14 protein-coding genes are annotated in these 18867 nt (G+C 74.4%); 9 read left to right on the top strand and 5 right to left on the bottom strand.

What is annotated here, in order from left to right; all coding sequences use genetic code 11:
• The 5 genes from Q8A52_RS43305 to Q8A52_RS43285 all read left to right on the top strand — a co-directional run.
• A partial coding sequence (locus tag Q8A52_RS43305) for a hypothetical protein (RefSeq protein ID WP_316762811.1) occupies positions 1 to 388 on the top strand: 388 nt, incomplete at its 5' end.
• Positions 389 to 575: 187 nt separating this feature from the next.
• Positions 576 to 3176, top strand: a complete 2601-nt coding sequence (locus Q8A52_RS43300; RefSeq protein ID WP_316762810.1) for an AAA family ATPase — start codon at positions 576 to 578, stop codon at positions 3174 to 3176.
• Between the two features lie 107 nt (positions 3177 to 3283).
• Positions 3284 to 3904 (top strand): DUF4328 domain-containing protein, encoded by a 621-nt coding sequence (locus Q8A52_RS43295; protein WP_316762808.1) that lies wholly within the window; start codon positions 3284 to 3286, stop codon positions 3902 to 3904.
• Between the two features lie 516 nt (positions 3905 to 4420).
• Entirely contained in the window at positions 4421 to 8479 is a 4059-nt protein-coding gene (locus Q8A52_RS43290; protein WP_316762805.1) for an AMP-binding protein, read from the top strand.
• Positions 8480 to 8598: 119 nt separating this feature from the next.
• Entirely contained in the window at positions 8599 to 9315 is a 717-nt protein-coding gene (locus Q8A52_RS43285) for a Fe(II)-2OG oxygenase family protein (RefSeq protein WP_316762802.1), read from the top strand.
• 22 nt (positions 9316 to 9337) lie between these two features.
• On the opposite strand, the gene Q8A52_RS43280 is transcribed toward Q8A52_RS43285, so the two are convergent.
• The 5 genes from Q8A52_RS43280 to Q8A52_RS43260 form a co-directional block, all read right to left on the bottom strand.
• Complete coding sequence (locus Q8A52_RS43280; RefSeq protein WP_316762800.1) at positions 9338 to 9835, bottom strand: hypothetical protein; 498 nt, start codon at positions 9833 to 9835, stop codon at positions 9338 to 9340.
• Between the two features lie 13 nt (positions 9836 to 9848).
• Entirely contained in the window at positions 9849 to 10085 is a 237-nt protein-coding gene (locus Q8A52_RS43275; RefSeq protein WP_316762798.1) for a hypothetical protein, read from the bottom strand.
• The gene (locus Q8A52_RS43270; protein ID WP_316762796.1) at positions 10082 to 11368 is read right to left on the bottom strand and encodes a helix-turn-helix domain-containing protein; all 1287 of its coding nucleotides are present in this window, start codon (positions 11366 to 11368) and stop codon (positions 10082 to 10084) included. The genes Q8A52_RS43275 and Q8A52_RS43270 overlap by 4 nt, the downstream gene beginning before the upstream one ends.
• A 635-nt stretch (positions 11369 to 12003) precedes the next feature.
• Positions 12004 to 12240: a hypothetical protein gene (locus Q8A52_RS43265; RefSeq protein WP_316762795.1), complete on the bottom strand. Its 237-nt coding sequence runs from the start codon at positions 12238 to 12240 to the stop codon at positions 12004 to 12006.
• A gap of 59 nt (positions 12241 to 12299) precedes the next feature.
• On the bottom strand, positions 12300 to 12917 hold the full coding sequence (locus Q8A52_RS43260; protein WP_316762793.1) for a TetR/AcrR family transcriptional regulator: 618 nt from the start codon (positions 12915 to 12917) through the stop codon (positions 12300 to 12302).
• 108 nt (positions 12918 to 13025) lie between these two features.
• On the opposite strand from Q8A52_RS43260, the gene Q8A52_RS43255 reads away from it, so the two are divergent.
• From Q8A52_RS43255 to Q8A52_RS43240, 4 genes are read left to right on the top strand one after another with little or no spacing between them, the layout of a single operon-like run.
• Positions 13026 to 14228: an alpha/beta fold hydrolase gene (locus tag Q8A52_RS43255; RefSeq protein ID WP_316762790.1), complete on the top strand. Its 1203-nt coding sequence runs from the start codon at positions 13026 to 13028 to the stop codon at positions 14226 to 14228.
• On the top strand, positions 14225 to 15637 hold the full coding sequence (locus Q8A52_RS43250; protein WP_316762786.1) for an MFS transporter: 1413 nt from the start codon (positions 14225 to 14227) through the stop codon (positions 15635 to 15637). The genes Q8A52_RS43255 and Q8A52_RS43250 overlap by 4 nt, the downstream gene beginning before the upstream one ends.
• 5 nt (positions 15638 to 15642) lie before the next feature.
• A complete protein-coding gene (locus Q8A52_RS43245) occupies positions 15643 to 16818 on the top strand; it encodes a thiolase family protein (protein WP_316762783.1) in 1176 nt (391 codons plus the stop codon).
• The gene (locus Q8A52_RS43240; protein WP_316762780.1) at positions 16815 to 18863 is read left to right on the top strand and encodes an AMP-binding protein; all 2049 of its coding nucleotides are present in this window, start codon (positions 16815 to 16817) and stop codon (positions 18861 to 18863) included. The genes Q8A52_RS43245 and Q8A52_RS43240 overlap by 4 nt, the downstream gene beginning before the upstream one ends.
• Positions 18864 to 18867: the final 4 nt, after the last annotated feature.

Genomic DNA, 18867 nt, shown 5'->3' with positions numbered 1-18867 from the left:
CACGGACGACATCGGCTGGCCGAAGACCGCGACCACCGTCTCCGCCGCCGGCACGGACGACATCGGCTGGCCGAAGACCGCGACCACCGTCTCCGCCGCCGGCACGGACGACATCGGCTGGCCGAAGACCGCGACCACCGTCTCCGCCGCCGGCACGGACGACATCGGCTGGCCGAAGACCGCGACCACCGTCTCCGCCGCCGGCACGGACGACATCGGCTGGCCGAAGGCCGTCACCGTCTCCGCCAAGAACACGGACGGCATCGGGTGGCCTACCGCCACCGCCGCCTCCGCGAAGACCACCGGTGACATCGGCTGGCCCAAGGCCACCACCGTCTCCGCCGCCGGCACCGACGACATCGGCTGGCCGACCGTCGCCGCCGTCTGAACCGTCGCCTGCGAGCAACGGAGACCTCTCCACCGAGAAGCCCCCGCCGGCCACCGTGCCGCCGCGGGGGCTTCGGTCGTTTCCGGGCCGGTTGCGCGGATCTCATCTCCGTCCCGGCTCCACCCCCCTTAAAGGCGGTGATCGCATTCTTGCCCCGACCAGCGCGGTTCCAGTGAAGGGCGGGCTCATGACGCAGGCGGGCAGGGCATCGGTGGCCGGTGCCCTGGAGACGGTTCTCGCCACCTGCACGGTGGGGCGTTCCCGGGTGGTACTGATCGAGGGCGCCGCCGGCTGTGGCAAGAGCCATCTCCTGAACGCCGTGGCCGAACGGGCCGTAGCCGCCGGAGCGCTGGTGCTCACCGCGGCCGCCACCGAGGCCGGACGCCGGGTGCCGCTCGGCGTGCTGCGCCAACTGGTCGGCAGCGCACCGCCGTTCGCACTCCCCCGCACCGGTGCCGAGGACGCGAAGCCGACCCGGGAGGCGATGCGGACGTTCTGCGCGGAGCTGTGCGATCTCGCCCTCGCCGGGCCGGTGGTGCTGTGCCTGGACGACGTACAGCACGCGGACGCGCAGTCGCTGCACCACCTCGGGTATCTCGTACGGCACGCCCGCCCGGCCCCCGTGCTGGTCGTCGGCACCGTGTCGTCGTACGCCGACGCGGCCCAGGAGCCGTTGTGCGCACCCGAGTTGACGCGCCAGCCGCACTTCCGCCGGATCCGGATCGGTCTGCTGTCGGCCGGAGAGACCGCGGAGGTTCCGGCGGCCCGCCCGTGGGAGTGGCCCGGACCGGCCCGCCCCGGACGTACGGCCGCGGAGCTGCACCGCATCACCGGTGGCAACCCGCTTCTGCTGCACGCCCTGTTGGAGGAGGACCGCTCCGCATCCGCGTCGCCGCCGCCGACCCCGGCGTTCGACGGGCCGTTCGCCACGGCCGTCGCCGCGTGTCTGCGGCGCAGTGGTCCGGGTGCCCCGGCGGCGGGCCGGGCGGTGGCGATCCTGGCACAGCGGGCGACCGAGCCGCTGGTCGCGCGCATGCTGGGTCCCGAGGACGACGCCGCTGCCGCGCTGGCCGCGCTGCGCGCCTGCGGGCTCCTCGACGGGCTCCGCTTCCGGCACCCCGCCGTCCCGGCCGCCGTACTGGCGGACGCCTCACCGCGTGCCCGCGCGGACCTGCAGCGGCGGGCCGCGCTGGTGCTGACGGCGGCGGGGGCGCCGGCCGACGTGGTGGCCGACCATCTGCTCGCGCCGCGGGCGGACGGTGCGCGGGTGCCCGTACGGCCCGAGGACTTCACTCTGCTGACGGACACCGCCGAGGGTCTGCTGGCCCAGCGCCCCGGGGAACACCGCACCGACCAGGCCGAGCGGCTGCTCGAACTGGCCCACGGCGTCTGCCCCGACGAGGCCGCACGCACCGGCGTGGCCCTGCGGCTCGCGCAGATCGCCGCGCGCCGCGATCCGGAGGCGGCCGAGCGGCGGCTGACCGCCTTGGTCACCGGGCCGCGTTCGGCCGTATCCGCAGTAGGAGCGGAGCACCGGTCGCGGCCGGCCGGGATGCTGCTCGCGCAGGGGCGGATCGCCGAGTCGGCCGCGCTGCTGCGGGAGGCCGACGAGCCGGGCGCCCACGGCGGGACGCCCTTCGACGCCCTGCTCGACACCTCGGTGGCAGGCCGCGAGGAGGTGCCGGGGTCGGCGCGGCTGACCGACGCCACCCTGGCCCCGCTGGCCCTGGCGGTGCGCACGCTGCTGTACTCCGACCGTCCCGAGCGTGCCGTGCCGGCGAGCCGGCGGCTGCTGGAGGAGGCGGAGGTGAGCGGGGCGCCCGGCTGGCGGGCGGTCTTCGCGACGCTGCACGCCGAGGCGCTGCTGCGGGTGGGCGACGTACGCGGTGCCCACGCGCGGGCGACGGAGGCGCTCGAGGCGCTGCCCGCAGGCGGCGGCGGAACCTTCCGCTACGCGCCGGTCGCGGTGCTCGTCGAGGCGTGCGGTGCGCTCGGCCGGTACGAAGAGGCCGCCGGGCACATTCGGTACCCCGTCACCCGGCGGGTGCTGAACACCCTGTACGGCCTGCAGTATCTGCGCGCCCGCGGGCTGCACCACCTGGACCTGGGCCGGCCGCAGGCCGCGCTCGCCGACTTCCGCAGGGTCGGTCGGCAGCTGCAGCTGTGGCGGGCGGACCGGGCGGCGTGCCTGCCGTGGCGTACGGACGCGGCGCAGGCGCTGCTGCGGCTGGGCAAGATCCGGCAAGCGCGCGAGCTGGCGGAGGAGCAGCTGGCGCTGCCGGACGGCGGGCGGCCGTGGGTGCGGGGCCAGTGCCTGCGACTGCTGGCCGCGACGGGCGAACCCGGGCGGCGCATCGAGCTGCTGCGGCAGGCGGTGGAGCAACTGCGGTGCAGCGGGGCCCGGTTGGAGACGGCGCGGGCGCTGGCCGACCTGGGGCACGCGCTGCACGCGGACGGCGGGCTGTCGCAGGGGGCGGCCACACTGCGTGCCGCGTGGAGCCTGGCCCAGCGGATGGGGGCGGTGGCGCTGCGCGACGAGCTGCTGCCCGGCTCCGGCGGCGTCGCCCTCGTCCACGGCACGGCCATGCCGGAGGAACTGACCGACTCCGAGCGGCGGGTGGCGGCGCTGGCGGCGCAGGGGCTGACCAACCGGCAGATCGCGGCGCGGCTGTTCGTCACGGCGAGCACGGTCGAACAGCACCTGACCAGCGTCTACCGCAAGCTGGGCGTGCCCGGCCGGGGCGGGCTCCCCGCGGACCTGGCCGACGGTGTCCCGGTGACCGGCTGACCCTGCGGAGCGCGGGCTGATCTATGATCCGGGCGATCCGACACACCCGCTCCCGCTGCGCCGCGTCCGTCGGCGCATGCCTGCCGCGAAAAGCAGGTCCCCCCGACGTGACCGGTCCCGCCACCAAGGCACCATGGCTCCTCGCCCGCCTCGCACAGGGTGCGACAGCCCTCGCGGCCGTCGCGGACGTGTTCCGGGCGACGGCCCTGAGGGCTCATCGGCTGCATCCCACGGACGCGTCGCTGAGCAGGTCGGGACTCACCTCGATGGTGTTCCTCTATCTGATGACGGCGGCCACCGTGCTGTTCCTGGTGTGGTTCAGCCGCTGCCGGCGCACCGCGCAGGTGCTCTCCCCCGGTACCGCCGCCGGGTCCGGCGTCTGGGCCGTCGTCGCCTGGTTCGTACCGGTGGTCAATCTGTGGGCCCCGCGGCAGCTAGTCCTCGAGGTGTGGCACGCGAGAAGCACCGGGAAGACGGATGGGGAGACGGCGAAGAGGCGCAACGACGCGCTGCTGAACGCCTGGTGGGCGGCATGGGTCGGCCACGCGTTGACCACGGCGGGGGCCCAGCTCGGCGCGGGCACCTCACTGCCGCTCCTGGTGGTGTCGGAGGCACTCGAGCTCGCCGCGGCCGTCCTCGCGATCTGCGTGATCCAGCGCATCACGGCACTGCAGAGCGCCGCGCTTCACACTCCGTCGTCCGCCGGACCGCTCGCACAGCACGCCTGACCGGATCACCGGCCGTGCGCGCCGGTCAGGGTCACCGTCATGCGGCTGCCGCGGGAAGTCCGCCCGACGACGTCGACGTTCCTTTCCGCGACGGACGAGGCCGCGCCCGGTCTGGCCGGCGGGCTGTATCTGCACGGCTCGCTCGGATTCGGGGAGTTCAGGGATCCGGTACCGCCTCCGCCTACGAAGGGGACGCCGAGCGGCGGGGTCGAGACACGACCGCCTTCACCGCCATGGCCGTCGAGGCGGGGCCGGCGCTCGGCGCGGGCGGACGGGGACGCTGCCTCTGCCTCTGCCTCTGACGAGGGTCCGTCCGTCTCGTCGGTGAAGGGGGTGCGCCTGCCCGGTCTCCCTGGCAACGTCGGGCCTCCGCTTGGCACAGAAACACCCCGTCCCACCTGCTACTCAAGTACCGCTCCACCGTTCCGAGACTCAGCCTCAGGAGCTGCTTGCCAGCATCTTGGCAAGGTTTTGCCAAGCGGGAACGCGCTGTCGTGTCGTAAGGAGCGAGTGCTGATGTCCATCCCCAGCCTCATCGAGTCGGTACTGACCGCCCACCCGGCCGTGTCCGCGGCAGCGGTGTCCGTGCACGGGACGGAGGACGGCGACGAACGGCTCGTCGCGCACGTGGTGCCCGCGGCTCCGGTGGCGGCGGCCGTCGCGGAGGACGCGCAGATCGCCGGGTGGCGGAAGATCCACGAAGCCCTGTACGCCGCCGGATCCGGGACGCCCGGGCCGGAGGGTGACTTCAGGGGCTGGCACAGCGCCTACGACGCGCTGCCGATCCCGCTCGAGGACATGCGTGAGTGGCAGGAGGCCGCCCTGGAGCGGGTGCGTGAGCTCCCGCGGCGCCGGATCCTGGAGATCGGCGTGGGCACCGGGCTGCTGATGGACCGTCTGGCCCGTGAGGAGGACGTCGAGGAGTACTGGGCGACCGACTTCGCCGCCTCCGCCGTCACCGCGCTCACCGCCCGGACGCACGACGATCCGGTCCTGCGGGACAAGGTCCGGCTGCGCCGCCAGGGCGCCGAGGACACCACCGGGCTGCCCGCCGGGCACTTCGACGCGATCGTCGTCAACTCGGTCGTCCAGTACTTCCCCAGCCTGGCCCACCTGCGCACCGTGATCGAGCGGGTGCTGCCGCTGCTCGCCCCGGGCGGCTCCGTCCTGCTGGGCGATCTGCGCAACCTCGACCTCGCCCGCTGCCTCCACACCGGTGCGGAACTGTCGCGGGCGGGCGCGGCCGGGGACAGCCGCGAGGCGCTGCGCCGGTCCGTCGACAGGCGTGTCGCCGCGGAGACCGAACTCCTGCTCTCCCCCGCCCTGTTCGCCGCCCTCGCCCGCGAACTGCCGGCGGTGCGCACGGTGGACGTCCGCGTCAAGCGGGGCACCCACCACAACGAGCTGACCCGCTACCGCTACGAGGCCGTCCTGTCCGTCGCCGAGCCGGCCGCCGACCTCACCGCCGCGCCGGTCGTCCGCTGGGGCCGCGAGGTCTGCTCCGTCGCTGAGGCCGAGGACCGCCTCAACGCCCACCGCCCCGCCGTGCTGCGGCTGGCCGGGATCCCCAACCGCCGGGTGCACGACGAGTACTGCGCGATGCAGTCCCTGGACAACCCGCTGGAGAGCGTCGACCTGGCGCCCCAGGACGCGCCCGCCCCCGACCCGGAGGCGCTGTGCGCGGCCGGCGAGCACCTGGGTTACCGAGCTCTGCCGACCTGGTCCGGGGAGGGTGCCGAACTGCTCGACATCGTCTTCGTCGACCCGGACCTGGTCCCCGCGGGTCCGCTGACCGGCGTGTACGTGGCACCGGCCGCCGCCGTCGAGGAGTGCGCCAACGTACCGACCGCCCTCGACGGCACCGTGGACCTGGAGGCCGTCCTGCGCGGCCACCTGCGCGAGCGGCTGCCGGACCACGTCGTCCCGTCGGCGCTCACCACCCTGGACGCACTGCCGCTGAACGCCGACGGCACGGTCGACCGCACGGCGCTGCCCGCCCCCGCGCTCGCCACGCACCGCTGCGGCACCCAGCCGGGCACACCGATCCAGGAGATCGTCCGCGATCTGTTCGCCGAAGTGACCGGGCTGCCGCGCCGCGAGGTGCACGCCGACTCCGACTTCTTCCTGATCGGCGGCGACCCGGAGGCGGCCGACCGGCTGCTGGCACGGGCCCGCGAGACGCTGGACGCCGACCCGGGCGGCCGGGCGCTGTACGAGGCGCCCACACCGGCCGCCTTCGCCGCGCTGCTCGGCGACTCCCCCGCCGCCGTCACCGGCCCCGCCGCTGCGAGCGGAGACAGCGCGGTGCTGCCGCTGAGGCTGCGCGGCCCTCTCGACCAGCGGGCCCTGGAGGACGCCCTGGAGGACCTGGGGCGGCGGCACGAGGCGCTGCGCAACTCGCTGCTCGGGGCGGCCGGCACCCGGCTGCGCTCCCTCGGCCCGGAAGACCACCTCCTGGACCTCGCCCTGCCCGCCGCCTCGGTCGACCCGTGGTCGCACCTGCCGCTGGCCGCCGAACTCGCCCGGGCCTACGAGGCCCGCGCCACCGGCGCCACCCCGCACCGCTCCCCCGCCGGGCTCGACGCGGCACCCCGCGCGATCTTCGGCGACCGGGAGCCCACCCCGCTGCCGGGCAGCGTGCCGCAGGCCGGCGCCGCCTCCTACGGCACCCTCGAGGTCGAGCTGGGCGACGAACTGCACGAGCGGCTCACCCGGTTCGCGGCCGAACGGGGCAGCACCCTGTTCATGGTGGTGCACACCGCGCTCACGGCCCTGCTGTCCCGGCTCGGCGCGCCCGCCGAGATCACCGTGGCCGCGCCGGTCCCGGCCCGGGACAGTGCCGCGCTGCGCGGCGCGGTGGGCCCGTACGGGCGGATCCTGGCGCTGTCGGTGGACACCTCGGGCGACCCGGCGTTCGGCGAGTTGCTGCGCCGGGTGCGCGAGAGTGACCTGGCCGCCTACCGGGACGCGGACGCGGCCCTGGCCGCGCTGCCCGGCGGGGTCGCGCTGACCGTGCTGCAGGCAACCGACGCCGGGTTCGAGGCGGCCGGGCTCACCGTGCGGCCGGACGAGGCCGAACTCCCGCTTCCCGCCGCCGACCTGGGGCTGACGCTGACCGAGCGGCAGACGCCTGCGGGCACGCCGGCCGGTATCACCCTGCTGACCGCCTACCGGCACGAGACGGTCGGCGAGGCGGCCGCCGCCTCGCTCACCGGCCAGCTGACCGCCGTACTGGAAACCGCCCTCGACGACCCGGAGGCCGCGCTGAGCCGGCTGCGGCTGGAGCCGGGTTCGGCGCAGACCGGGGTGTGGGCGGGCGAGAGCCCGGTGCTCCCGGCCGGGAGCGTGGCCTGCCTGTTCGCCGCACAGGTGGCGCGGGCGCCCGAGGCGATCGCGCTGCCCGGCATGAGCTACGGCGAACTCGACGCCCGTACCGACCTGTTGGCACACGCCCTGATCGCGCACGGTGCGGGCCCGGGCACCTCGGTGCTGACCGCGCTGTCCTCACTGACCGGGTTCGCGGTGGCCGCGCTGGCGGTCGCCAAGGCGGGTGCCGCGCTGCTGCCGGTCGACCCCGCGCTGGACGTGGACGAGTCGCTCAGGCCTGGGGTGCTGCTGCTCGACGAGACCGCCGACCTGGTGCTGCCCGCCGTCCCGGGCGCGGCCCGGCTGGTCCGTGACGACGCCGCCGACCGGCTGCCCGCCACCGGGCGCTGGCCGGTGACCGACACCGACCGGACCCGGCCGCTGCGCGCGGACGACGCGGTCCTGCTGCTGCCCTGCGAGGACGGCACGGTGGTGGTCGGCCCCGAGACGGTCGCCGCGGCGACCGTGGCCGAACCGGCCGACGCCGCCTGGCTGGTACGCGGCTACCCGGACGCCGACGCCACGCTCGGCCTGCTGGGCGTGCTGGCCTCCGGCGCCCGGGTGCACCTGCCCGACGGCTCGCTCGCCCAGGCGGTGCCGCACGAGGTGCTGCGCTGGCTGCGGCAGGAGGGTGCCCGGGTGGTGCTGGGCGGCGCCGACGACGCGCTGTCCGCGCTGGTCGCGCTGGCCTGGACGGAGGGGGCCGAGCTGTCCGTGAGCGGCGGCTGGGCCGAGGGCCGGTTCGTCATCGAGCAGCTGCCCGGGGGGCCGCCGCGCCCCGCCCCCGGCTACCGCGCCTACGTCCTCGACGCGCGGCTGCGGCCGGTGGCCCCCGGCGAGACCGGTGCCCTCTACATCGCGGGCGCGGGTGTGGCCCAGGGCTACGCCGGGGACCCCTCGGGGACCGGTGAGCGGTTCCTGCCCGACCCGTTCGGCGGCCCCGACGGCACGACCGCCCGCATGTGGCGCACCGGGCGCGCGGCACGTCTGTCGGCCGACGGCATGCTGCGCGTGCTGGACCGCCCGGCCCAGGACGACCCCTTCGCCGACGACTTCGCCACGTTCGTCGTCCTCGCCGACGCCGCCGGCCACCAGGCGCTGTGGCCGGCCGGTGCCCCGGCTCCGGAGGGCTGGTACGAGAGCCACTCCGAGGACCTCTACGAGCTCTGCCTCGACCACATCAACGAGCGCCTCAACGACCCCTTCTAGGAAGCGACCGGCTCTGGAAACACCGGGGCGGACCGGCCGACGCCATCTGGCGCGGACCGGTCCGCCCGACCGGCACCCACTACAGCTCGCCGACCACCCACCCGCCCGAGGAGGACCTCATGACCGCCATCGCCCCGGCTCCCGCCCCTTCCTTCGCGTCGGTTGTCCTGGACGCCTCCGCCGGACCCGGGCACCGCGTGCTCGACCTCACGCTTCGCGACGCCCGCTCCGCGCACGCGCTGGCCGCGTCCTGCCTGGAGGTGTACCGGACGGCGGACGACCCGCAGTTCCTCGACGAGGCGCCCGTGCTCGCGCACGACCTGCCGCTGACGGTGCGCAGGCTCCTCAACTCCGCGCGCCGCGACGGCGGAGCGCGCGTGACGGTGATCCGCGGCAACGTCGTCGACCAGGCGGCCCTCGGCGCCACTCCGGGCCACTGGAGCGAGGCGGACGCGGAAGCGAGCCGGGTCTACGGCACGCTGCTCGTGCTGTACGCGGCGCTGCTCGGCGACGTCACCGGCCGGGCAACTCGGCAGGCCGGCCGTCCGGTGACCGATGTCCTGCCGGGCCCGTACGCGGAGGACGCCTTGTCGCCGTACCGGCCCGACTGGGTGGGGCTGTTCGCGCTGCGCGACGGGGGCGGGATGCCGGCGGCCGTCGCGCACGTGGAGGTGCACCGCGCCGACGTGGCCGTCCCCACGGGCGCGGTCTGTTTCGTCGACAACCGCGACGTGGCGCACGGCCGGGACTCCCTGCCCGCGGAATCCGGCGTGGGCGACCGCTGGCTCAAGCGGGTCGACGTGCTGCGCGACCTGCGCCGCACCCCCGCCGGCTGAACCGCCGCCGCGCTCCGGGGGGTTACTCGCCGCGCGCCGGCTCCGCGTCGATCCGGTCCAGCGTGGTGGCCGGGTCGGCGACCAGGGTGGCCAGTTCCTCGTCGGTGCGGTGGCGGGTGGCGATGGCCGGGCAGCGGCGGCAGGCGGCGATGCCGGCCTGGGCCCACCACTTGCAGTCGGCCCGCAGATGGCACTGCGGGACCGGGCCGGAGGCCGCGGCCGGGTAGGCGGCCACGACGCGTTCGATCAGGGTGCAGTCGGTGCCGCGCCGGTTGACGCACTCGGCGACGCAGTGCGAGGCGAAGCGCAGCACCCGCCGCGGTTCGATGTCCGGCGGCACCAGTGGCAGGACCTCGGCGGCCGGAACCGGTTCGGCCAGGTAGCTCACCCGGCCGTCGGTGCCGGCGCGCACACCCAGGACCACCGACTCGGGTGCGTACGCGGCACCGCTCGGGCACCATGCGGTCCGTGCCCCGCCGGGGGCCGCCGTACCGGCGTCCGGGCCGGCGTCGCCGGTCACGCTCGTCGCCCCCTCAGCACGCCGGCTCGTTGGGGTTGATCCCCACTCCCCTGCCCCGCGGGAACAGCGGCGCGTCGCTGCCCGCGCGCTCCAGGGCGACCGCCTGTCGCAGGCTGTGTGCCAGCTGCTCCCGGGTCGTGATGCGCTGGGCCGCGGTCTGGTTGGCGGCCGCGGTCTCGGCGCCGCCCGCGACAACACCGGTGGCCAGTGCGGCCACCGCGATGCCCGCTGCCGTACGGGAGTGCCTCATGCGCGTCCCTCCGTCTGCGTGGGTACCGGGCCCCCGAGCGTGGCCCCGGACGCTGCAGACGGAGTCGAGCCCCGCTGGACCTGGGACTGAGCCAGGGCCTCGGCGAGGATGCGCCAGACCTCGGCGGCGAGGTCGATGTTGGCGTCGGCCTGCGCCTGTTCGGCCAGGGCCCGCAGCCCCTGGACGCCGCCGTCGTCACCGGACAGGATGCGCAGCTGGTGCCGCAGGATGTCGAGGCGGACCCGGTCCCGGTAGGTCATCCGCGGCTCCTCCAGGGCGAGTTCGCCGAGCAGGACGCGGGCGTCGTCGTACCGTGCGGTCAGGAACGCGAGGTCGGCCTTGAGCGCGGTCAGCTCCTGGCGCAGACCGGGCGTGCCGACGAAGGCGAGCGCCGACTCGGCGGCCGTGACGCAGCGCTGGGCGGCCTCGGGGTCGGCGGGCACCTTCTGCAGGTGCAGCCGGCCCGCGGCGAGCCGGAGCCGCAGCCACAGCACCAGGTCGTCGGTGCTGCTGAACCGCTCCAGGGCCTGCTCGAGGTAGGCCTGCGCGGCCGGGTAGTCGCCCTGCCGGACGCGGACGGCGGCCGTGGTCCACATCGCCTCCGCCCACAGCGTGTCCGAGCGGCCCTCGACCAGCGCGGTCAGCTCGTCTGCGTGCGCCCGGGCGTCCGGCATACGGCCGGCCTCGGCCTCCACGGACACCAGGGCGAGCAGGACGGCGGAGCGGTCCTCCACGCCCAGGTCGGAGTCCCGGGCGAGGTGGTGGGCGGTGATGCAGGCGTCGAGGGCGGCGGGGATCTCGCCCAGGGAGCGCAGACAGCGGGCGAGCCGGGTCAGCCCGCGCACCCGCAGCTCGGCGAGCCCCACCTCGTCACCGAGCCGGACCAGGTCCTCCAGGTACTCCCGCTCGCCCTCGTGGTCACCCTGCACCCGCCGTTGCTGGGCGAGTTGCCACAGCGCCTGCCAGCGCAGCACGGGCGTCTCGTGGCCCTCGGCGGCCAGGGCCTCGCGCAGGGTCTCCAGGGCGTCGCCGGATCCGGTGGAGGCGGCGAGGGTCAGCGCGTGCGCCAGGGAGCCGCCCGCGGGCTCCTCGAAGTCGGCCGGTTCCAGGCCGAGTCGCTCGGCGAGGTAGGCGACGGCGCGCTCGGTGGGCTGGCGCGCGCCCGACTCCAGCCGGGAGAGATAGCCCGTGGACATGCCGTCGCCGGCCAGCGCGGTCTGGGAGAGTCCCTGAGCCATGCGCAGCTTCCTCAGACGGCGGCCGAACGCGGGCTGTCGGAGCATGTGACCATTCCCTCGGTTGGACACGCGGACGGCGGTGGCCGCGGACGGACAGGACCTTGCCTCAGGCGGGACCGCGTCAACCGTAGGGGCCCTGGCAACAGCCGGGCAAACCCTTGCCATGGCCCGTGCCCTGCGTCTCTTGCGTTTCTCGTGTCCGTCTCGCGCGGCTCTCTCACGGCTCCCTTGTGGACCTCTTGCCAGGCTCTTGCGGCTCTCCGGCGACTCTCGATCCGGTCCGGGCAGGATGTCGAGCAGCACGGCCGTGTCCTGGTCGTTCGTGCCCGGGCCGTGCCACCACCGTCCCCGTCGTCCCCGTCGTCCCAGCCGCCCCGTCAGCCCAGCCGCCCCGTCAGCCCGTCCACCACGTCGTCGATGCTCGTCGTTCCTCGTCGTCGTCCTCGTCGTCCTCGTCGTCCCGTCCAGGAGTGGCTCATGAAGCCTGTAGCGCGTGACGGCGACATCGGGTGGCCCGCGCTGGACGGAGGCAACGCGCACTCGGGCAGGAGGGTCCGGGGGTGCCTGTTGAGTCGGCACGGAGCGCGGTGCCGGTGTTGCCACCGGTCCGTTTCTCCGTGCCGCTCGCCGAACCCGGCGTACCCGTCTCCGAGTACCGGGCTCTCCACGGACTCTGCCGTTCAGGCGTGGTTGGGGCGGGTCCAGGGGTTGGGGATCGTGTTGCCTCTGTAGCGGTAGCGGGTGACCGTCACCGCCTGGAGGTCAAACAGTTCGACCCCATCTGCCGAGAGCTTTTGCCACCGTCCGTTGCGGTCGGTGAAGCGTCGGCGGACGTCCTTCCACTTCCAGCGGTGCAGCGCCATCCACCAGCTGATCACCCGGTGCCACGTGAAGCTGGCCAGCTCTCGGCGCTGCACGCCTGCCTCATGCCCGCGTCCGGTGACGCACGCGAGTGCGTCGCGCCTCAGGGCCTCGCTCAGCGGCTGGCGGCGAGCGCCGAGAGGACGGCGCGGGTGAGGCGGGCGACGTAGGCGTCGTCGGTGGGTCCGCCGACCGCGAGCATTCTGAAGTACAACGGGGCGCCGAACAGGTCGACGGCCAGGCCCATGTCGATGTCGGCCGGCAGCTCTCCGCGGTCGATCGCCTGGTGCAGCACCGTCGCCACCGCGGCGCGCCGGGGGGCGAGGACCGCCTCGTGGAGCGCGGCGCTCAGCGAGGGGTTGCGGGCCGACTCGGCAACCAGGTCGGGGACGATCCGGCCGACGAGTGGATGGCGGAGGTCGGCCATGGTGTCCCGGACGAACCGTTCGACGTCGTCGCGCAGTGACCCGGAGCCGGCCGTCGCGGGGAGGTGTTCGGCGGCGGCCTCGGAGACCAGCTCCACGACCATCGCCTCCTTGGAGGGCCAGCGGCGGTAGAGGGCCGCCTTGCCGACGCGGGCCCGGCGGGTCACGGCCTCCATCGACATCCGCGCGAACCCGGTCTGGGCGAGCTCCTCGAACACCGCCCGCCTGATCGTCTCGGTCACGGACTCCCGCAGGACCGCGGAGCCCGTGGGTCTGCGGTCGACGTCGTCACGGCTGGTCGATTCCACTGCGGGAGACTAACACCGAACGGAACGGTTGCGTTCCGTTCGGGCCGGGTGTACGTTCCAGCGCGATACGGAACGGCTCCGTTCCGTTCCATCTCGAAAGGGGTCCCGATGAAGTTCCTCTTCGACGACGCGGCGTTCTCCTTCCAGGCGCTGCGCACTGCCGGGCACGCCGCTTACGCGGGCGCCGATCTCGGCGAGGTCCTGGCCGCCTGCCGCAACATCCCCGACGGCGACGAGGAGGCCTGGTGCCGGGGGTGGACCGCCGTCGCCGAACGCCTCCACCGTGTCGGTGCCGAGGCACTCGCCGCCGGCCACCGGGTCAGCGCCCGCGAGTCCCTCCTGCGGGCCTCGAACTACTACCGCACCGCCGACTTCTTCCGCGTCGAGGACCGGGACTCCGACCTCGAGTCGGCCCGCCTCGCCCAGTGCTCGCGGCAGACCTTCGCGCAGGCGGCACAGTTGTTCGACGCTCCGGTCGTGCCCCTGCGGATCCCCTACGACGACACCACCCTCCCGGGATACCTGTTCCTCGTGGACGACACGGGCCGCAGCCGGCCCACCGTCATCCACCACGGCGGATACGACTCCACCCTGGAGGAGCTGTACTTCATGGCGGCCGGCGGGGCACTCCGCCGCGGCTACCACGTCCTCGCCTTCGAAGGCCCCGGCCAGCAGTCCGTCCGGCGGGAGCAGGGACTGGTCTTCCGGCCGGACTGGGAACACGTGGTCACGCCCGTGGTGGACCACGCCCTGACCCGCCCGGAGGTGGACCCTGAGAGGCTTGTGCTGTTCGGCACCAGCTTCGGCGGACTGCTGGCCGCCCGCGCCACGGCCTTCGAGGACCGCTTCGCCGCGTGCGTCCTGCACAACGGGGTCTACGACTTCTACGAGGTCCCCCTTCGCGGCATTCCGCCCTACCTTGGCGAGTGGGTGACGGACGGACGGGACGACGTGGCCGGCCCCGCGCTGGCCGTCAGCATGGCCCAGAGCACCCAGGCGCGCTGGTTCCTGCGGCACGGCATGTGGGTCTTCGGGGCCAAGACGCCCCCCGAGGCGCTGCGCGCCTGCGCTCCGTACAACCTCGACACCGCGGCCGCGCACATCACCTGCCCCACGCTCGTCCTCGACGCGGAGAACGACCTGGCCTTTCACGGCGAGGCCCGGCGGGTGCACGAGGCGCTGCGCTGCGCGAAGGAGCTGATGCTGTTCACCGTCGCCGAAGGGGCCGGCGAACACTGTCAGGAGGGCGCGGCACTCCGCTTTCACCAGCGGGTCTTCGACTGGCTCGACGAGCGTCTGGCCCGCGCATGACCGTGGGGGCGGACACCCGGTCGGCCACGGCGGACGGCACCCGCCGCCGGGCCCGCACCGTCCTGGCCTTGCTGGCGCTCTTCATCGTCGTCAACGCCGCTGACAAGGCCGTCCTCGGCTTGACCGCGGGCCCCATCAAGGACGACCTCGGGCTCTCCGCCACCGAATTCGGCACCATCGCCAGCAGCTTCTACCTCCTGTTCAGCCTCTCAGCCGTCTCGGTCGGCTTCCTGGGCGACCGCATCCGCCCCCGGCCCCTGCTCGCCGTGCTCGCCCTCGTCTGGGCGGCGGCGCAACTGCCGATCCTCCTCCCCGCCACACGATTCGGAGCCCTCGTCGCCACCCGGGTCGTGCTCGGTGCGGGTGAGGGGCCGGGCTTCCCGCTGGCCAACTACACGGCGTTCACCTGGTTTCCGGAGAAGCGGCGCGCGCTGCCCTCGGCCGTCGTGGTCGCGGGCGGCGCGGGGGGCACCGTCCTGGCCGCCCCGCTGGTCGTCCTGGTCACCAACACCCTCGGCTGGCGGGCCGCGTTCGGCCTGCTCGGGGCCGCCGGGGTGGTGTGGACCCTGGTCTGGCTGAGGGTCGGCGGCGGCGGGCCGTACGCCGCACACCTGGGCCCCGGACCGGCAGACGACGAACCGTCGGCAGGGGACGTCCCGACGGTCTCCGCCGACGGGGCGCGCCCCACGGTCCCCTTCCGGCGCATCGTCACAACGGGCACCTGGCTCGGGGCCACCTTCTCCACCTTCGCGGTCATGTGGACGCTCTCCCTGGGTTTCGCCTGGCTGCCGCTCTTCCTGGAGGACCAGGTGGGCTTCAGCGACGCGGAGATCAGCGGGATCGTCGGGCTGCCGGCCCTGTCCATGGCCGTCCTGGTCCTCACCGCAGGAGCCGCCGCGCACCGGCTGCTGCGGAGAGGGGTGACAGCCCGGGTCGCGCAGGGACTGGTCGGCGCGCTGCTGCCGCTTCTCGCCGGCATGTGTCTGCTACTCGCGACTCGGGCCGGTCCCGCCCCCCTCCTGCTGCCGTTGCTGGTCCTGGCGTTCTCCGCGGGCAACGGACAGACCCCCCTGACCAACGCGGCGATCGCGGACATTTGCCCGGCCCGCCGGCGCAGCGCCGCCCTGGGCCTCTCCTACGCCCTCGCCGCCCTCTCGAGCCTGCTCGCCCCTTATGTCACCGGGCGGATCATCGACGCGGCGCCCACCGAGGCCGCCGGCTACGGTCGGGCCTTCGACCTGGCCGCCTGTCTGCTGATCGCCGGTGCCGTGGTCTCGGCGCTCCTGATCCGACCCGACCGGGACGCCCTCACCTTGCTCGCCGCACACCCGGCGACGTCCAGCGCGTCCGCCGCCTCCAGCGTGTCCGCCGAGTCCAGTGCGGACGCGGAGCCCACAGCGAAGGAGTGACCCCCATGCCCGTAGACATCGCTGTCGTCCACGGGGCGCGTACCCCGATCGGCCGATACAAGGGCGCACTGAGCTCGACTCCCGCGCACCGGCTGGGCGCCCTCGTGATCCGCGAGGCGGTCGTCGGCGGTGGCTTGGACCTCGGCGCCGTGAGCGAGGTCGTCCTGGGCTGCGTGGGCCAGGTGGGCCCCGACGCGTTCAACGCCCGGCGTGCGTCCCTGGCCGCCGGGCTACCCGTGACGACCCCCGCGTACAACGTCAACAGGCTGTGCGGGTCCGGACTGCAGGCCGTCTGGTCGGCCGCGCAGAGCCTCACTCTCGGCGAGGCGGACGTCGTCGTGGCGGGCGGCAACGAGTCGATGACCCGTCAGCCGCTGCTCGACTACAGCGAACGGGCCCCCGACGAGGTGCCGGGAGAGCCGACCGTGGACGGCACCGTTTCCCTGGTCACCGACCCCTTCGGGCGTTACCCGATGGGCATGACGGGCGAGGTGGTGGCGGACCGGTACGACATCTCGCGCCAGCGCCAGGACAGGTGGGCCGCCGAGAGTCAGCGCCGGGCCGCCGTCGCCGTCCGCGAGGGACATTTCGACGAGCAGATCGTGCCCGTGGCCACCCCGGGCGGCGTTGTGGAGCGGGACGAACATCCCCGGCCCGGCACGACGGTGGACAAGCTCGCCGGCCTGGCTCCCGTGTTCTCGCAGAACGGCACGATCACCGCCGGGAACTCCGCCGGCATCAACGACGGCGCTGCCGCCGTGCTGCTGATGCGCTCGGCCGATCTCACCCCCGGCGCCGCACCGCTGTGCCGGCTGCGCGACGCGGTCGTCACCGCGCTGGAGCCGGAGATCATGGGCGTCGCCCCGGCCGAGGCGATCCGCAGCCTGCTGCATCGCAACGGCCTCACCCTGGACGCGATCGACGTGATCGAACTCAACGAGGCGTTCGCCGCCCAGGTCCTGGCCGTCATGGACGGACTCAAGCTCGATCCGGACCGCGTCAACCCGAACGGCGGGGCGATCGCCCTCGGCCATCCCATCGGCGCCACGGGAACCGTCCTGTTGCTCAAGGCGGCTCACGAACTGCGCCGCACGGGCGGCCGGTTGGCCGTGATCGCCCTATGCATCGGCGGCGGCCAAGGAATCGCCGCACTGATCGAGAACCCGGACGGGACCCGATGAGCGAGTACGTCTGGCATCCCACGCCGGAGTTCACCGAACACGGCAACATCGCGGCCTTCTGCCGCAAGCACGGCATCGACGGCGGCTACCGCGAACTGCAGACCAGGTCCGTCACCCACCCCCAGTGGTTCTGGGAACGGGCCGCGGCGGACATCGGCATCGTCTGGCACACGCCGCCGACGCGCGTGTGCGACGACACCGGAGGCATCGCCTTCACCCGCTGGTTCCCGGGCGGACGCACCAACCTCGTGGACTCCTGTCTCCACCGCCATCTACGGCAGGGGCGCGGGCGGGCTCCCGCACTGCGCTGGGAACGGGAGGACGGCACGAAGGGGGTTCTCACGTACGACGAGGTCGCCGCCCGCAGCGCCCGGGTGGCAGGCGGACTGCGCGCCCTCGGGGTCGTGGAGGGCGACCGGGTGGCCGGGTATCTGCCGGCCGGTCCCGAGGCCTTCGTCCTGCTCTTCGCCTGCGCGCGCATCGGCGCCGTGCTGGTGCCGCTGTTCTCCGGCTTCGGCACTGAGGCGATCGCCGTACGGCTTGTCGACGCCGGGGCGAAGGTCCTAGTCACCGCGGCGGCCGCCACCCGGCACGGCCGCCGGCACGACATGGAGACGGTGGCCCGTACAGCACTGGAAAAGGCCACGTGCGTACGTCATCTCGTCGTCGTTCCAGAAGAGCCGGGCGCCCCGCTGGATCCCTCCGGGCAGAGCCGCCGGAACGTGCCATCCGCACCCGTAGGGGCGGGCGCAACGCCCCGTGCGTCGAGGCCCTCCTGGGCGGACGACGTGTCGCAGGACGAGCCGACCGCCTCGCCGGGGCCCGCGACGACGACCTGGCACAGCCTCTCCGGCGCCGAGCCCGCCGAGACCGTCTCGCTCCCCACCGCCACCCCCTTCCTCCTGCTGCACACGTCGGGCACCACCGGGCGCCCCAAGGGCGCGATGCACACCCACGGCGGCTTCCCGGTCCAGGTCGGCAGCGAGACCCGGTACAACCTCGACCTGCGGCCGGACGACGTGGCCTTCTGGGTCACCGACCCCGGCTGGATCATGTTCCCGCTCGTCGCCGTGGGCGCCACCCTCGCCGGCGCCTGCGTCCTGGCATACCAGGGCGCGATCGACCATCCGGACGTCACCCGCCTGTGGCGGCTGCTCGACGACCACGGGGTCACCGTCTTCGGCAGTTCGCCCAGCCTGGCCCGCATGCTGATGGGCCGCGACCCGAAGCATCCGGCGCCGTCCCGGTTGCGCGTCCTCGGCTCCACCGGCGAGCCGTGGACCGAGGAGGCGTGGCGCTGGTACTTCGCCGACTTCGGCGGCAAACGCTGCCCGGTGATCAACATCTGCGGCGGCACCGAGGTCGGCGGATCCCTGCTCGCCTCCGCGCCCACCCTGCCCCAGTCGCCGTGCAGTTTCTCGGGGCCCTGCCTGGGCATCGACGCGGCGATCGAGGACGACCAGGACACCGAGCCGCCCGAAGGACACGTCGGTGAACTGGTCGTGCGGCACTCCTGGCCCGGCATGACCCGGGGACTGTGGCGAGCGCGGGAACGCTTCGCCGACACCTACTTCGGCCGGAGGCCGGGCCGCTGGTCCCACGGCGACCTCGTCTCCCGGACCGGTGACGAGTGGTTCGTCCACGGCCGCCTCGACGACATCATCAAGGTCGCCGGCAAACGCCTCGGGCCCGCCGAGGTCGAGGACGCCGTCGTCGGCGACCCGGCCGTCGCAGAGGCGGCCGCAGTCGGGATACCGCACCCCGTCAAGGGCGAGGCCCTGTGGTGCTTCGCGGTCCCGGTGGCCGGGCGGCCCCTCGGCGCACCGGAAGCCGAGCGGATCCGCGGACGGGTGGCCCACGCGCTCGGCCCCGCGTTCCGGCCCAGCCGAGTGGTCGCCGTACCGGAGCTGCCCAGGACCCGCAACGGCAAGGTGATGCGGCGGCTCATCCGCAGGCTCGTCACCGGCGAGGCGCTCGGTGACCTGTCCACCCTCGTCAACCCGGCTGGCCTCGACGCGATCCGTACCGCCCTGCAGGACCAGTGAAAGC

The sequence above is a fragment of the Streptomyces herbicida genome (assembly GCF_032656585.1).
Lineage (GTDB): Bacteria > Actinomycetota > Actinomycetes > Streptomycetales > Streptomycetaceae > Streptomyces > Streptomyces herbicida.
This window is presented reverse-complemented; position numbering and strand designations above follow the sequence as displayed.

Coding starts and splice junctions, on each gene's coding strand:
- Q8A52_RS43245 (WP_316762783.1), top strand. CDS start 15,643: ATGCCCGTAGACATCGCTGTCGTCCACGGGGCGCGTACCCCGATCGGC.
- Q8A52_RS43275 (WP_316762798.1), bottom strand. CDS start 10,085: ATGAGGCACTCCCGTACGGCAGCGGGCATCGCGGTGGCCGCACTGGCC.
- Q8A52_RS43240 (WP_316762780.1), top strand. CDS start 16,815: ATGAGCGAGTACGTCTGGCATCCCACGCCGGAGTTCACCGAACACGGC.
- Q8A52_RS43250 (WP_316762786.1), top strand. CDS start 14,225: ATGACCGTGGGGGCGGACACCCGGTCGGCCACGGCGGACGGCACCCGC.
- Q8A52_RS43270 (WP_316762796.1), bottom strand. CDS start 11,368: ATGCTCCGACAGCCCGCGTTCGGCCGCCGTCTGAGGAAGCTGCGCATG.
- Q8A52_RS43300 (WP_316762810.1), top strand. CDS start 576: ATGACGCAGGCGGGCAGGGCATCGGTGGCCGGTGCCCTGGAGACGGTT.
- Q8A52_RS43255 (WP_316762790.1), top strand. CDS start 13,026: ATGAAGTTCCTCTTCGACGACGCGGCGTTCTCCTTCCAGGCGCTGCGC.
- Q8A52_RS43285 (WP_316762802.1), top strand. CDS start 8,599: ATGACCGCCATCGCCCCGGCTCCCGCCCCTTCCTTCGCGTCGGTTGTC.
- Q8A52_RS43290 (WP_316762805.1), top strand. CDS start 4,421: ATGTCCATCCCCAGCCTCATCGAGTCGGTACTGACCGCCCACCCGGCC.